We start from the raw sequence: 14288 nt of genomic DNA, 5'->3' as shown, positions 1-14288 counted from the left end.
TGGACAAAAACTATTGAGCACATAACACACCTGTTATTCTAGTGAGCCGATAAGTTTTAATTGGAACAATACTTAACCGGAGATATTTCACAGAATATTATTTCAAGACAGAGAATACAAAGCACTGGATAGATCGTATAACCGACCGGACGGTCTAGTTTAAATCGACAAGTATTCTTCATTTATCGCCGGATATTGGTATAGGCAAAAAAAAGGGGGCTACGAAAACCGTAGCCCCAAGTCGATCACTGTGCACGTGGCCCCATCGACCACACATTCGACATAGGACGTTTCGTCGCAGATTGCATCACCCCATGGGGTGACAAAAGCGCAATTAATACTAGCAAATGAAAAAAAATACGTTCTCATCCCCTATTGACACAGGTTTTGAAGAGGCATCCCTACAAAAGGACCTAGCATAAACGATCAATTATTCATGACAGGCAATTGCACAGAGGGCAGGCTTGCTATAATCGTGGTCAATTACGGAAGACAGTCGTTTCGGCCATAATTTAGAACATATGCCATGGTCGGGTCGTTCTGTGTTAAGCTGCCAAATAGTCAAAAGACTTAAGAAGACCCTGATGTCCCTGCTAGATCAAATTCAAAACCCATCTGATCTCAAAAAGGTCCCCGAGGACCGCCTTCGACAAGTTGCTGAAGAGCTTCGAGAGGAGATGGTTGATGCTGTTTCTGTTACAGGAGGGCATTTAGGAGCTGGATTAGGTGTTGTTGAACTCACCGTTGCGCTCCACCATGTCTTCGACACGCCCAAAGATCGGTTGATCTGGGATGTAGGACACCAGTGTTACCCGCACAAAATTCTGACTGACCGCAAAGAGCGTATTCGCACACTGCGTCAGGATGGCGGCCTGAGCGGCTTCACCAAGCGCTCTGAGAGTGATTACGACCCATTTGGTGCCGGACACTCTTCCACTTCTATTTCAGCTGGCCTTGGCATGGCTGTGGCCCGCGACCTTGCCGGTGGCGATAACAATGTGATCGCTGTGATTGGTGATGGCGCGATGTCCGCTGGCATGGCTTATGAAGCCATGAACAATGCGGGCGCGCTGAACTCCCGCCTGATCGTTATTTTGAACGACAATGACATGTCGATCGCTCCACCTGTTGGTGCCCTTTCCGCGAGCCTCGCGCGTCTTGTTTCTGGCAAGACTTATAAGGGCTTCCGCGAGGCAGCTAAGCAAGTCGCAAGTGCATTGCCAAAACCGCTGCAGGAAAAAGCAGCACAGGCAGAAGAGTTTGCCCGCAGCTTCTTTACCGGCGGCACTTTGTTTGAAGAACTTGGCTTCTACTATGTTGGCCCCGTTGATGGGCATAATCTGGATCATCTTCTGCCTGTCCTGAAGAACGTTCGGGACGCTAAAGAAGGTCCAATCCTCGTTCATGTGGTGACCCAAAAGGGTAAAGGCTATCTGCCTGCTGAGAACGCCAGCAACAAGTATCACGCTGTTGCCAAGTTTGATGTTGTGACGGGTGAACAGTCCAAGCCAAAACCGAATGCACCTGCCTACACTCGCGTTTTCGCCAATGCATTGATTGAAGAAGCGAACAAAGACGAGAAGATCGTTGGCATCACGGCTGCTATGCCGGACGGAACTGGCCTGGATGTATTTGAGAAAGTTCATCCAACCCGCATGTTCGATGTGGGCATTGCTGAACAGCATGCTGTGACGTTTGCCGCGGGCCTTGCCTCTGAGGGTTTCAAGCCGTTCTGTGCGATTTACTCAACTTTCCTCCAGCGTGGCTACGATCAGCTCGTCCATGATGTTGCAATCCAGAAGCTGCCTGTGCGCTTCCCGATTGACCGCGCTGGTCTGGTTGGTGCGGATGGCGCAACGCATGCTGGTTCATTTGACACTGCATTCCTCTCCTGCCTTCCGGGCATGGTAATCATGTCACCTGGTGATGAAGCAGAGCTGGTTCATATGGTTTCCACTGCTGCGGCTTATGATGAAGGCCCGATTGCCTTCCGTTATCCACGCGGTGAAGGCATTGGCATTGATCTGCCGGAAGTCGGCATGCCTCTGGAGATCGGCAAAGGTCGTATCGTAAAAGAAGGTTCTCGCGTTGCTCTGGTTTCATTGGGCGGTCGTTTGCAGGAAGCCTTGAGGGCTGCCGATACACTTGATGCAGCGGGTCTTTCAACAACGGTTGCTGATGCACGCTTTGCCAAACCGCTTGATACAGAAATGATAGGGCGCCTTGCTAAAGAGCACGATGTCTTAATCACCATCGAAGAAGGCTCTATTGGCGGCTTCGGAAGCCAGGTGCTTCAGTTCCTCTCTGACAACGGTTTGCTTGATGGCTCTCTTAAAGTTCGCAGCATGATCCTGCCGGACGTTTTCCAGGACCACGCGAAGCCAGAGACAATGTACAAAGATGCCGGACTAGATGCATCAGGGATTGTGCGCCGTGTCTTTGAAACCCTTGGTAAAGCAGAGGATTTGCCGTTAAGGCTGGTGTAGAACATTGTATTTGTGTTCATAACTCATCAAAAAATTAAATGAGGGGCAGCTTTCGCTGCTCTCCTTATTTTCTTTTTGCATATGATATGTAGTGTGAACTCAGTTTTACATCGTTGGCTGGTGCGCGCATGATACTGCTGCTTGCAACCTTTGCGTCCTTGATGCTGTCCACCGCCCTGATTCTTGCAGGGCATGGACTTTCTTCGACGCTTATCCCCCTCAAAGCTGATTTGGCCGGATTTGGAGACCTCCAGATTGGTCTGATCTCGTCCAGTTTTTACATTGGCTTTGTGATTGGGTGTTTGTTTGGTCCGTTTCTCATTCTACGGGCCGGTCATATCCGTGCATTTGCTGCACTGGTGTCTTTGATGTCTGGCGCCGCACTGCTCCACCCTATCCTGGTGGATCCTTTGGCGTGGGCGCTTTTCCGCATCATTACTGGTGTGTGTTTTGCCGGCATCGTTTTGGTTGTCGAAAGCTGGTTGAATGACCGGGCAACTAATGAGAACCGTGGCACAGTCATGTCGCTTTACATCATCTGCTACCTGGGTGCGACCATGGGTGGCCAGCTGATGATTGTTGGCTTTGACGTAAGTACCTTTGTGCCATTTGCAATTGCGTCCATTTTTGTCAGCGTTGCCGTGGTTCCCGTTGTGCTCACCAAAGCAGTACAGCCAGCTCCTATTACACTGGTGCGCTTCCGCCCGATCAACCTCTATCAGACCTCTGCTGTGGCTCTGATTGGTTGTCTGCTGATTGGTCTTGCCAACAGCTCCATGTGGGCGCTGGCTCCGCTTTATGCCAAGCAGATCGGTTACAGCACCAACGAGGCGGCGTATTTTGCGGCGGCCATCGTTTTGGGTGGTGCGATTACACAGTGGCCGATTGGTCGTCTGTCAGACCGTGTAGACCGTCGTATCATTATTTTGCTCCTGGGCTTTGCCGCGGCGGCGGCAGCTCTAGTGCTCTTTACGCTTGAGAGCGGAAACTTCTGGACTACATTCACCGTATTCCTGATCCTTGGCATGGCCAGTCAGCCGACATACGCGATTGTTGCTGCCCACGCCTTTGACTATGTGGAAGCAGAAGACTACGTCGAGACATCTTCTGGTGTTCTGATGTCAAACGGAATCGGGTCGATGATTGGACCGACCGTTGCAGCAGGTCTGATGTTCAGTATCGGCCCTGAAGGGCTATTCATATGGGTGGCACTTGTTGAAGTCGCTCTTGCCCTCTTCGTTGTCAGCCGCCTGGTTATTCGCCCTGCGGACGAGGATCTGGAGAAGACAGACTTCGAATACGGTGCAACATCCAACATGGGTGCCGTGCTTACGCCTGATCCGCTAGATATCGAAGATCCTTACGTTATTCCGCCTGAAGAGTTCCCTGCCTACGAGCAGGATGAGGGCATGGCATCAGAAGAAGTGGGTGATTTGCCAAATCGCAATGATGAGGATGAGAATCCGCCTACAACTGATGAGACTCAGGATAATTCCAGATTCCCTTCTGGCTGAGTGTAGACACACTCAGCGGAAGCAACTAAGAAAGACCCATGGTCAAGCCGAGTAATACATTACATGTACTCAGAAGCGAGCGGCATCCGCTCGTTTTGCTTGCTGGCGTTGCGATGCTGGCCCGAGTACTGTTGCTTGTCCTGAGTTTTTCCGGTGCAGCTGCAGATCCTTCGGTTGCTGCGCTCATGCAATTGTGCGCCCCTTCAGGCGGTTCGCAGATTGCAAAGGTAGAAGGCTCCACTCATACCGAAAATCCGTTGGGAATAGGCTGCGATTGCACGTTCATGTGCCCGCATACGTCCAAACAGGCGACTTATTTTTCGATAGAGCCCGAGAACTGGCAGAGTCCTACCCTTGTGGTTGCTGGTTCTCTCTCCCTTGATAGCGCTCTCGTAATTGACAGAAGCCTCCGTGGTCATAATTTCCTCATCCGGGCTCCTCCAGTCACCTAGGTTTTCCCTTGATCAACAAAACCTGATTTGACTGATCTCTTCTGCCTGAGTTTACAGGTAGGGAGCTATTCCTTGGATGAATATTATGAAAACACGTACTCTTCTTGTTGCAGCAGCTCTTGTTGCATTCACCGGTTCGGCTGCTCTTGCGGACAGCATTCAACACGGTGATCTGACCATTAAAGATGCCTGGACACGCGCTACTCCACCAAAAGCAAAAGGTGGCGGGGCTTTCGTTTCTATCACCAACAATGGCAGCGAAGATGCGCGCCTGACAGGTGCAGTTTCCGGCTATGCCAAGCGCACTGAAATTCACGAAATGGCTGTGAACGATGGCATCATGAAAATGCGTAAGCTGGACGATGGCGTAGTTATTCCTGCCGGCGAGACACTTGAGTTGAAGCCTGGCAGCTACCACGTCATGTTCATGGGCCTGAACCAAGCATTCAAAATGGGCGAAGAGCTCAAAGTTACTCTGGAATTCGAAAAAGCCGGTCCAGTTGAAGTAACATTCCCAGTTATGAAAATGGGTGCAAAATCCGGCAAAATGCACCACTAACCAATTGAACTGTGCACGGGTGGATTAAGATGAACGTTGCGAAAACAATTCGATATGGAGCGTGGGCTGCAGTCGCATTGCTCGTTGCCGCAGTTTCTGCTGTAACAGTAATGAAGTTTGTGAAAGAGGATGTCCCGCAGGCTGCTACTGTGCAGATCGGTGGCCCGTTTGAGCTGGTTGATGGCAAGGGACAAGTCTTTACAGACAAGAACCTTGATGGCAAACCAACTCTGATGTTCTTCGGCTTCACATACTGTCCTGATGTGTGCCCAACAACCCTCTCTGATATGCAGGGATGGATTGATAATCTGGGCCCGAAGGCAGATGACCTGAACTTCGTTTTCGTCAGCGTTGATCCTGAACGCGATACACCAGACGTTATTGCAGATTATGTTGCTGCGTTTGGGTCTCACGTCGTTCCACTGACTGGCTCCGTCGACCAGGTTAAAAAAGTCGTTAAAGACTACCGCGTTTATGCGAGAAAAGTACCATTGGAAGACGGTGATTACACCATGGACCACACCGCAGCGGTTTACATGCTGAATGGTGACTTGGATTTCGTGGGAACCATCAGCTATCAGGAACCTGAAGAAACAGCGCTTCCAAAAATCAGAAAGTTGCTTGGTAGCTAATATAAGTTTAGGGTGTCTGGGAATTCAGGCACCCTTTTTTGGATGAAGATATGAAAGATCATGCAGCTCTCTATGCTGGCACAGCTGCCGTTGGACTTCTGCTGATCGCAGCCACCGCATTCCTTTGGATGCGCTATGGCAATTTGCTTTTCTCAGACAAACTGTTAAATGCACTGGCTGGTTGCTTCGGCCTTTAGGCTAAGCTTTTAATCATCCCAGTCAGGTGACATATGCGGCTTGATCAATTCCTCGTCGAACATGGCTATTTTGAAACGCGTGCCCGTGCTCGTGATGCGATTTTGCGCAACACGGTCGTGATAGATGGTATGCCTGCAAAGAAGCCTTCGCAGAAGATCTCGGGCAAACCCAACATCACTATCGATGATCCGGCCTCTGACTATGTATCCCGCGCCGCATTGAAGCTCATCAAAGGCCTGGAGCATTTTGAGCTCGACCCTGCTGGTAAGGTTTGCCTCGATATTGGCGCCTCGACCGGAGGCTTCACGCAGGTTCTGCTGGAGCATGGTGCTCAGATCGTTCATGCCATTGATGTTGGGCATGATCAGCTGGCAGATAAGATCTCCAACAACCCACGCGTTGTCCGTAAAGACGGCCTGAATGCCCGTGAGCTGTCTCTCGCGCATCTTGAAGGCCAGCATCCGGAGTTTCTAGTTTCCGACGTGAGCTTTATCTCTCTGAAGCTTGCCCTCCCACCAGCTCTTGAGCTGGCTGCTGATGGTGCCTTAGGGGTCTTCCTCATCAAGCCACAGTTTGAAGCTGGGCGTGAGCGGATTGGGAAAGGCGGTCTTGTTGCACCAGAGATTGCGGAACAGATCTCTGTAGAGCTGCAAGAGTGGATGAATGCACAACCGGGCTGGTCCGTGCTTGGCATCACCTCCTCCCCGATCAAGGGTGGAGATGGAAATGCAGAGTACCTGATGGCCTGCCATAAAACGCCATTATAGTTTTCGTTAAGCCCTTCTCCCGAGACACAGAGGTGCTCGGGAGAAGGTGTTCCTGTGTGCTTTTAAGTTATGCGCGCAGCTGAGACACGAAGCCTTCCACGCGGTCTTTGAGCTCATCCGCTAGATCCGTGAGATCCACAGACGCCTTTTTCACACTCAAAGCCGATTTGCTGGTGTCTTCAGCCGCTTTGCCAATGTCATTCACGCTGGCAAAGACTTCCTTGGTCCCATTCGATGCAAGCTCGGCGCTGCGGGCAATTTCACTGGTTGCCACGCCCTGCTCTTCAACTGCAGCAGCAATATTGGATGCCACTTCATCAAGCTCGCTGATGGTTTTGGAGATCCCTGCGATCTCATCAACAGCGCCTTGCGTTGCTTCCTGAACGCCGCTGATCTGTTCAGCAATGCTTTGGGTTGCCCGCCCTGTTTGATTGGCCAGATCCTTCACTTCATTGGCAACAACGGCAAAGCCTTTGCCAGATTCCCCAGCGCGGGCTGCTTCGATGGTTGCATTCAAGGCAAGAAGGTTGGTCTGATCAGCAATCGCATTGATGATATCAATCACTTCGCCAATTTTCAGCACGGCCTCGGAAAGACCACGCACGGTGATGTTGGTTTGTTCAGACTTAGAGACAGCCACCGCAACCGTTCTTGAGGCCAGGTCGACCTGCATCCCAATTTCGCGAATGGATGCTGTCAGCTCCTCCGCAGCAGAACTCACGGTTTGTACGTTAACAGAGGTCGCCTCAGCTGCATTTGCCCCCGCCTGGGCACGCGACTGTGCTCTTGAGGCAGCTGGCTCCAGTATCTCTGCATGTGACTTCATGCCTGTGGCAGCAGATGAAACAGTTTGAACAACACTGCCTACGCTCTTTTCAAAATCAGAGACAATCTTGGTACGTGTCGCCTTTTCTTCAGCTATGCGCTTGCTTTCCTGCTCTCTTTTGTCTGCCTCCATCTCCTTGACTTTGATGGCGTTGTCTTTGAACACACGCACAGCTGTGATCATGTCAGAGATCTCATCTTTCTGGCGGCGCTCCGAGATATCAACCTTCAGATTTCCTGACGCTAACTCACCCATAACCCGGGTCAGAGAAGAAATTGGCTTGCTCAACGAACTGGCAAATATCCATGCGCCCAGAGCAGCAAGGAGCGCGAGTACAACGCCCAAGACAGAGACAAGTGAGAACATCTGATTGGATGCCTCAAGGATTTTACTGCGTGGGATGGTGATGACCAGCAGCCATGGCTCTTCGGTTTTTGCGATGCTGATTGGAACACCCACTTGCAGCATTTCAACATCGCCGACTTGCGTGTTGGGTAGAATGCGCGTTTTTCCAGAGGTTAACGGCTCAAGAATTGCTTTTGAAAAGCCAGCTGTACCAGCAGCTTTGGACACAAGCAGACTGTCTGGATTGGAAACAATTGTTCCGGAAGAGCTGATCAGCGTGAGGTAGCCTTCCTCATAAGGATGCATTCCATTCAGCCGCTCCTGAATATCAGAAAGAGCAATATCGACACCAGCAACACCGTCTCTGGCGCCAAAGCCATCCACCGGCACAACAAGAGACGTGATTAGGGTATCGACGCCACCAACAGAATAGATGTAGGGCTCCAGGATGATCTCATCGCCACTTCTTTGAGCAAGCAAGTAGTAGTCACCTGCTCCATCCTTTTCATAATCGACGAGTGCTTCCCGGCCTATCTGTCCACCTGAGCGGAACCAGTATGGGATAAATCGTCCGGTCTGGTCATGAAACGGCTTGTTGGCCCAGTCCTGATCCTTGCCATCAAACGCATCAGGTTCCCAAGCGGCCCAGCTGCCAATCAGCTGCTCGTTGCTCTGGAGGACACCTTTGAGGATCTCTGCTGAAGCTGCGCGATTGGCGTCCCCGCTTTTTCTGAGTGCGTCCAATGCATTGGCTGTATTGCGCGCAACAGCAAAAGATTGATCCAGTTCAGCTTTAACGACGGCTGCACTTTCCTTGGCAATTTCGTTTGAGAGCCTGATTGCTTGTTCTTCGATAACTCCTGCCCCAATGAACAAGACAGACCCCGATGAGGCAACCATCGACACCAGTGCAATCACGACAACCCAAAATGTCAATTTCCCTTTTAATTTTAAAGACGGCATTGAAAACTCCTACAGAACATCGCCGATTTTTTTGGGAAAGTTGCAGCCATAGAATGTATCACCATACGCATGCAACCCGCATATTCCGTTGGGAAATCGATCAAATAGACAAACAAAAAGTTTATTTCAGAGAACATTTTAAATAGATCGGCAAAATCTATTCAGAAACTCAGTATAAAGTGTCGCTCAGCACGCCTATACAGTAATTTTCCACATTACCTTTGCGTCACAGACGATGACTTCCCCTAGATCAAATCGAAGACTAAACATCGCCATCCAATCACGCTCGAACGGAATGCCAAACTTCGCGACATCAAGCATTGCATGTATCGGAGCGGCGCTGTAAACGCAGTGCCATGTCTAAGAAGCCTGAAGCCACTGTAGAAATCCTCCGTATTGCACGCCTTGCCCATAAGGGTGACGGTGTTGCTGAGACCGATGCCGGACAGATCTTTGTTCCCTATACACTTGAGGGCGAGCTTGTCAGCGCCCAAGTGCAAGGCGCTCGTGCGGAACTTAACGAGATCATTGAGCCGAGCCCGCATCGCGTCGCGTCCGTGTGCAAGCATTTCAGCACATGTGGTGGCTGCTCTTTGCAGCATATGGATGAGGCTTCCTATAAGGACTTCAAGCGCCAACAAGTGGTGGACGCTCTGGCCTCCCGTGGCATCGAAACGCCAGTGGAAGATGTCGTGGTTTGCGGCAAGGGCAGTCGCCGCCGTGCAGTCTTTGCAGCTGTGAAGGCAAGCCATAAAGTGCTGTTTGGCTATCACACAGCCAAGTCCAACCGCCTTGTCGACATTGAAGAATGCCCTGTGATTGCACCTGAGCTCATGAAGGCTGTGCCGGGACTTCGCAAGCTTGCCGGCGAAATTCTGCCGCGTAAGGGCGAACTGAAGTTCACCGTGACGACAACACAGAGCGGCCTTGATGTTGCTATTGGTAGGTTGGGTAAAAACAAAGACAAGCATTACCTTGAACTCTCACAGGCTGCTGTTGAAAATAACTTTGCGCGCCTGACTGTCGATGGTGAAACAATTATCGAGATCCGCCCTCCTCTGCTGGATATGAGTGGTGTGGCTGTTCCAATTCCGTCCGGCGGGTTTATTCAGGCAGCCTTGAGCGCCGAAAAAACCATGGGTGATCTTCTTTCAGAGGGTCTGAGTGGTTGCAAACGCGTGGCTGACTTGTTCTGCGGTGCGGGTACTCTGACTTTCAAGATCGGGCAGTTTGCCAATGTGCATGCGGTGGAAGGCGAAGCAACATCGCTGAAAGCGCTTGATCTTGGATTGCGCCGTGCCAAGGGCCTTAAGAAGGTTACGACTGAACGCCGGGATCTGTTCCGCCGACCAATTGTTGCAAAAGAGCTCGATAACTTCGGCAAGGGGTTTGATGGCGTGGTGTTTGATCCACCGCGTGCTGGTGCGCTTGCCCAGGCACAGGAACTTGCGAAGTCTCCAGTCAAGAAGATCGTTGCTGTTTCGTGTAGCCCTGCCAGTTTTGCTCGTGACATTCGAGAGCTGCTGGACGGTGGCTATCAGATCAAGCGCGTAGTACCGATTGATCAGTTCCTCTACTCCCCTCACGTTGAAGTGGTTGCCCTGCTGGAACGCGGCGCATAAGGGGTAATTATGCAGGCGGCAAGTTGCGAGTAATTTGCCGTCTTCCCTGAATTTTCAATATTTGCCCTAAGTTGGGAAGAGCGTGTTACGTAAGTTTCACGAGTACTGAATATACTCTCACTTGTTGTTAACACGAACAGGTGGCCGAGCTATTGATCAAGGGCCTTTCGGTTTTTGCAGCTATCATTTGCATTGTGCTGGGCCTGCTGACGGTCTGGACGCCCATCCCTACCGGCGTACCGCTGCTGGCTCTGGGGACGGTTCTACTGATCGCTACAAGCCGCAGGTTTGCCAAGTTCGTGCGGCGGCATCGGAAAAACTTTGTTTGGCTCAATCAGGCTCTGCATTGGATTGAGGTGCGTTCCAGCGGGCGGTTTAAGAAGATCATCAGACGAACGCGTCCACGCTATTTCAGGAAGCGTCAGGGTAAAGGTCAACCCTCGCCTAAAGATAACAATACTAAGTCCGCAGCATGATTTCCCAGAGCAAGCAAATCAGATAGGATCTTTTCCAATTACAGGAGAAGTATATGCCGGCTTACGTCATTGTTGATACAAAAATTGAAGATCCTGTCGTCTATGAAGATTACAAGGCTCAGGCTCGCCCGATTGCTGAGAGCTTCGGCGGCATCTACAGGGCACGTGGCGGTGATATGGATGTGGTTGAGAGTGATTTATGGACACCACACCGTCTCGTCATCGTGGAGTTTCCAAGCATGGAAAAGGCGCAGGCGTTTTTGAATTGTCCGGAGTATGCCCCTGTTGCCAAAATCCGTCATGGTGCTGCTAAGTGTAGCCTGACGATTATTGATGGGGTGTAAGTTCTGGGAGCCTGAGGAGCGTTAGGTGCTCAGGCCACCGCTGACGATAATGAAAGGTGCAGCATCATTCAGGTTGAGTGCTGACCAGTCCCCATAGGAAGCTGTTGCGCGCAGGCCAACGGCTTCCAACAGGTCGCGGATATGATCGCGATGCACGAAGCGGCGCATGTTGTTTCTGGAGTAATGCTGTCCATCGCTGTCGTAGTGGGTTTGCATGGACACGAGACCGTTTTTGTCTGGCCCGGCTGTATCCTGCCACAGAGACACTCTTTGCCCTTCAACCGAGCGGACCAAAAGAGGTTTGCCTTTCTGGCCCCACTTCTCCCATGGGCGCGCTTTCGGGTTTTCCATGCCAAAAGCGAATTTGCCATTTGGTTTCAGATGAGCGGCGATGGTTTGGAGAACGAGGATCTGATCCGTATTGGTTGCAAAGGCCTGGAAAGCATTGCCAGTGATGATAATGCGGTCGAATTTCTGATTGAGGTGCACCGTTCGGGCATCTGCCTCCAACCATGTTACCGTCTCTGAGCGTTTAACAGCTTGTGCAATTTTCTTCGGATTTCGGTCAACACCAACAGTGTTTACACCTTGTCTGGAAAGCGCGTTGGACAGCGCACCTGTGCCGCATGCAATTTGCAAAACGCTTCCACCCGGCGTGCAAGCGAAGTTGAAAAGATAGTCATCATCTGCCCCCCAATCCTTATCCAGACTGGTAAAGCTGCATGTGTTTCCCTTTGTCTCCGTGCGGTTCAGCTGCATGATAATTGCCTTCCGGGTGCTGTCCTTCCTAATAAAAGTTAGGTTAAGAGTGTTAACGTCTTGTAACAGGATAAGCGGATTTGCGGCCAAACAAAGAATTCTGAGGTATTTAATCTGCTCAATGATTGTTTATAGATCAGTGTTGCAGAGAAACATCATTGCCCCCGCCAGAACTGTCTAGTTCTTTGCAAGAGGATCTCAGGGTCACATGCAAGGAGATGTAAATCCACTTCAAGTACTGGTGCGTTCGACTTGGCTTGCTTCAAGCGCCAGTTCTTTCTCATAGCCCGTCTCGGCATAGACTGGGGCTCTCGCTTTACGAGGCAGTCGTCAATCGGGCCTTTGAGTTTGATGTGCAGCTGGTTGAATTCCATGGTGCGGACAGCTGTTTTGTAAAGGGAAAGCTCAGCAATTGCGGACCAGCGCAGAACACCAAGCCTTTCCAGATAGAGCCCGGTCTCATTGGCTGCGATTTGAGGGCGTTTATCAACGAAAGGGTAGTGCCAGTGAACGCTGAGAAAAACGGGTAGTGATGCCAATGCAGGGATCAGTGAACCGCTTACAATGCCCGTACCAAGAAGAGCTGCCCCGAGCAACAGGCTGCCGTAGACAACAGGCTCGCCCGTCCCTTTTCGATAGCCCAGTGTGAATGGTTCAGCCGAGCTTTGCTCTTCCTGCCATGGATCAAGATCAAACTGAGACATGCCCCCGCCACTTTCCATATTGCGCCGGGGGCCTGTTGATTAGTCCGCCGGAGTTTCTGTTGCTTCAACTTTCAAGCCGAAGCCTTCAAGGCCAACATAGTGGCGCTCACGCGATGCAATAACCCGAATGGAATTGGCTCCCAGATCTTTCAGGATCTGCGCACCGAGACCAACTTCGCGCCAGTCCTCAGACCGGCCCTGAGCGGAAACGTGCTGCTCATGCTCAGCAGCTTCCAGGTTATCACGATGACGGTTGGACTTGCTTGCAACGCCTACCGCACCTTCACGCAGGTAAACAATAATGCCTCGGCCTCGTTCAGCAAAGTCTTCCATGATTGCTTCCAGAGGTTTGGTTTGCCCAAACACATCATCCAGAACGTTTTCCAGATGAAGTCTGACCGGAATATCCTGACCATCGCGCACGTCGCCGTAAACCAGCGCCAAGTGGCCAACATTGTCGAACGGAGTAGAATACACGATGGCGCGCGCTTTGCCTGCTGTGGTCTCTACGTCGAACTCATCGATACGGCTTACGAGGTTTTCATGACGCTGACGCCATGCAATGAGATCCGCGACTGAAACCATTTTCAGGTTATGCTCACGGGCGAAAGCTTCAACTTGCTCACCGCGCTTTACAGTACCATCGTCATTCACCAGCTCGCTGATGACGCCGACTTCCGGCAGGCCAGTCAGTTTACACAGGTCGACCGCTGCTTCTGTATGGCCAGAACGCATGAGGACGCCGCCCTCTTTTGCGACCAATGGGAAGATGTGGCCCGGACGGACGAAATCAGCTGCGCCAGCATTTGGATTGGCAAGGCCACGAACTGTTGCACAGCGCTGCTCAGCGGAGATGCCAGTTGTCAGGCCCGGCGCATAGTCCACGGAGACGGTGAACGCAGTTGCCAGTGGAGCGTCGTTGTTGGCGACCATCGGCTCAAGGTGCAGGCGTTTTGCTTCTTTGAGCGTCATCGGAGCACAGACAATCCCAGAGGTGTGGCGGATGATGAATGCCATTTGCTCAGGGGTGATCATGTTGGCTGCTACAATGAGATCGCCTTCGTTTTCGCGATCATCATCATCAGTTACAACAACCATCTCGCCGTTTTCGAAGGCGCGCAGGGCTTCGGCAACTCTTGTTTGAGACACGACGTACTCCTTGTTTTCTTTTAGTCCGAGAAAATCGTTGGGGGTCACCTGATGGCCCGTCGCTTCAGCGATTTTCTGGGCCATTTCTCGAGAAATCCATGCGCTTGGGTCGTTGCACAGAGCCGTTACAGATGCAGGAGACAAACCAGCGCGGCGTGCAAAGGCACTCCTGCTTTCACCAGCGTCTTCCAACCATTCAGTCAAGCGCATAATTCCAGCCCCTTGGCTATATAATTTTCAGTGATACTGAAATCGCGCTTTTGCCGCTGGAAATCAAGAGGAAAACTGAAAAAAGCTTACCGCTTTCTACCTAGGTCGTATCTGTTCCTGATCTTGAGGTGAATAAACGGTTTGCGGCTTTGCGCGAACGCGCTCGGTTACAACTATGTGCCCTGCCTCGGCTCCGTATTTCAGGAGAGCAAGCACTGAAATCACCACATGACCTCTCATGCAGTGTTGAACCAGAGTTCCCGGAAGTCGGGATGAGCAAGG

14 protein-coding genes are annotated in these 14288 nt (G+C 51.3%); 10 read left to right on the top strand and 4 right to left on the bottom strand.

The annotated features are described in order from the left end of the window. The first annotated feature begins 584 nt into the window (after window positions 1-584). From dxs to PsW74_RS02410, 7 genes are all read left to right on the top strand, one after another. Window positions 585-2486 (top strand): 1-deoxy-D-xylulose-5-phosphate synthase, encoded by a 1902-nt coding sequence (gene dxs, locus PsW74_RS02435; RefSeq protein ID WP_063287278.1) that lies wholly within the window; start codon window positions 585-587, stop codon window positions 2484-2486. Between the two features lie 128 nt (window positions 2487-2614). Beyond that, window positions 2615-4000 carry an MFS transporter gene (locus PsW74_RS02430; RefSeq protein WP_057465021.1) on the top strand — a complete coding sequence of 462 codons (1386 nt, stop codon included), beginning with the start codon at window positions 2615-2617 and terminating at the stop codon, window positions 3998-4000. A 38-nt stretch (window positions 4001-4038) separates the two neighbouring features. After that, window positions 4039-4452 carry a hypothetical protein gene (locus tag PsW74_RS02425; protein WP_063305813.1) on the top strand — a complete coding sequence of 138 codons (414 nt, stop codon included), beginning with the start codon at window positions 4039-4041 and terminating at the stop codon, window positions 4450-4452. A gap of 85 nt (window positions 4453-4537) precedes the next feature. Continuing rightward, window positions 4538-5011 carry a copper chaperone PCu(A)C gene (locus PsW74_RS02420; RefSeq protein ID WP_208987800.1) on the top strand — a complete coding sequence of 158 codons (474 nt, stop codon included), beginning with the start codon at window positions 4538-4540 and terminating at the stop codon, window positions 5009-5011. Window positions 5012-5040: 29 nt separating this feature from the next. After that, window positions 5041-5643, top strand: a complete 603-nt coding sequence (locus PsW74_RS02415) for an SCO family protein (RefSeq protein WP_063287275.1) — start codon at window positions 5041-5043, stop codon at window positions 5641-5643. 50 nt (window positions 5644-5693) lie between these two features. Further along, window positions 5694-5840: a hypothetical protein gene (locus tag PsW74_RS28795; protein ID WP_164845264.1), complete on the top strand. Its 147-nt coding sequence runs from the start codon at window positions 5694-5696 to the stop codon at window positions 5838-5840. 33 nt (window positions 5841-5873) lie between these two features. Next, window positions 5874-6608, top strand: a complete 735-nt coding sequence (locus PsW74_RS02410) for a TlyA family RNA methyltransferase (protein WP_063287274.1) — start codon at window positions 5874-5876, stop codon at window positions 6606-6608. Window positions 6609-6675: 67 nt separating this feature from the next. Here PsW74_RS02410 and PsW74_RS02405 read toward each other — a convergent pair whose 3' ends face one another. Continuing rightward, window positions 6676-8742: a methyl-accepting chemotaxis protein gene (locus PsW74_RS02405; RefSeq protein WP_063287273.1), complete on the bottom strand. Its 2067-nt coding sequence runs from the start codon at window positions 8740-8742 to the stop codon at window positions 6676-6678. Window positions 8743-9098: 356 nt separating this feature from the next. Between PsW74_RS02405 and PsW74_RS02400 the strand changes: the two genes are divergently transcribed. The 3 genes from PsW74_RS02400 to PsW74_RS02390 all read left to right on the top strand — a co-directional run bounded on the left by PsW74_RS02400 (window position 9099) and on the right by PsW74_RS02390 (window position 11184). Then, window positions 9099-10364 carry a class I SAM-dependent RNA methyltransferase gene (locus PsW74_RS02400; protein ID WP_063287272.1) on the top strand — a complete coding sequence of 422 codons (1266 nt, stop codon included), beginning with the start codon at window positions 9099-9101 and terminating at the stop codon, window positions 10362-10364. A 152-nt stretch (window positions 10365-10516) separates the two neighbouring features. Further along, window positions 10517-10840: a hypothetical protein gene (locus tag PsW74_RS02395; RefSeq protein ID WP_063287442.1), complete on the top strand. Its 324-nt coding sequence runs from the start codon at window positions 10517-10519 to the stop codon at window positions 10838-10840. Window positions 10841-10893: 53 nt separating this feature from the next. Further along, window positions 10894-11184 (top strand): DUF1330 domain-containing protein, encoded by a 291-nt coding sequence (locus tag PsW74_RS02390; protein WP_063287271.1) that lies wholly within the window; start codon window positions 10894-10896, stop codon window positions 11182-11184. Window positions 11185-11205: 21 nt separating this feature from the next. On the opposite strand, the gene PsW74_RS02385 is transcribed toward PsW74_RS02390, so the two are convergent. The 3 genes from PsW74_RS02385 to ribB all read right to left on the bottom strand — a co-directional run bounded on the left by PsW74_RS02385 (window position 11206) and on the right by ribB (window position 14006). After that, on the bottom strand, window positions 11206-11943 hold the full coding sequence (locus PsW74_RS02385) for a class I SAM-dependent methyltransferase (RefSeq protein ID WP_063287270.1): 738 nt from the start codon (window positions 11941-11943) through the stop codon (window positions 11206-11208). A gap of 155 nt (window positions 11944-12098) precedes the next feature. Further along, window positions 12099-12647, bottom strand: coding sequence for a hypothetical protein (locus tag PsW74_RS02380; RefSeq protein ID WP_208980484.1), 549 nt, complete (start codon window positions 12645-12647; stop codon window positions 12099-12101). Window positions 12648-12686: 39 nt separating this feature from the next. Continuing rightward, window positions 12687-14006 carry a 3,4-dihydroxy-2-butanone-4-phosphate synthase gene (gene ribB, locus PsW74_RS02375; RefSeq protein WP_063287268.1) on the bottom strand — a complete coding sequence of 440 codons (1320 nt, stop codon included), beginning with the start codon at window positions 14004-14006 and terminating at the stop codon, window positions 12687-12689. Window positions 14007-14288 lie beyond the last annotated feature (282 nt).

This window comes from Pseudovibrio sp. W74, assembly GCF_001623085.1.
Taxonomy (GTDB): domain Bacteria; phylum Pseudomonadota; class Alphaproteobacteria; order Rhizobiales; family Stappiaceae; genus Pseudovibrio.
Note: the sequence above shows the minus strand (reverse complement) of the source record. Positions and strands in the feature narration are given on the sequence as shown.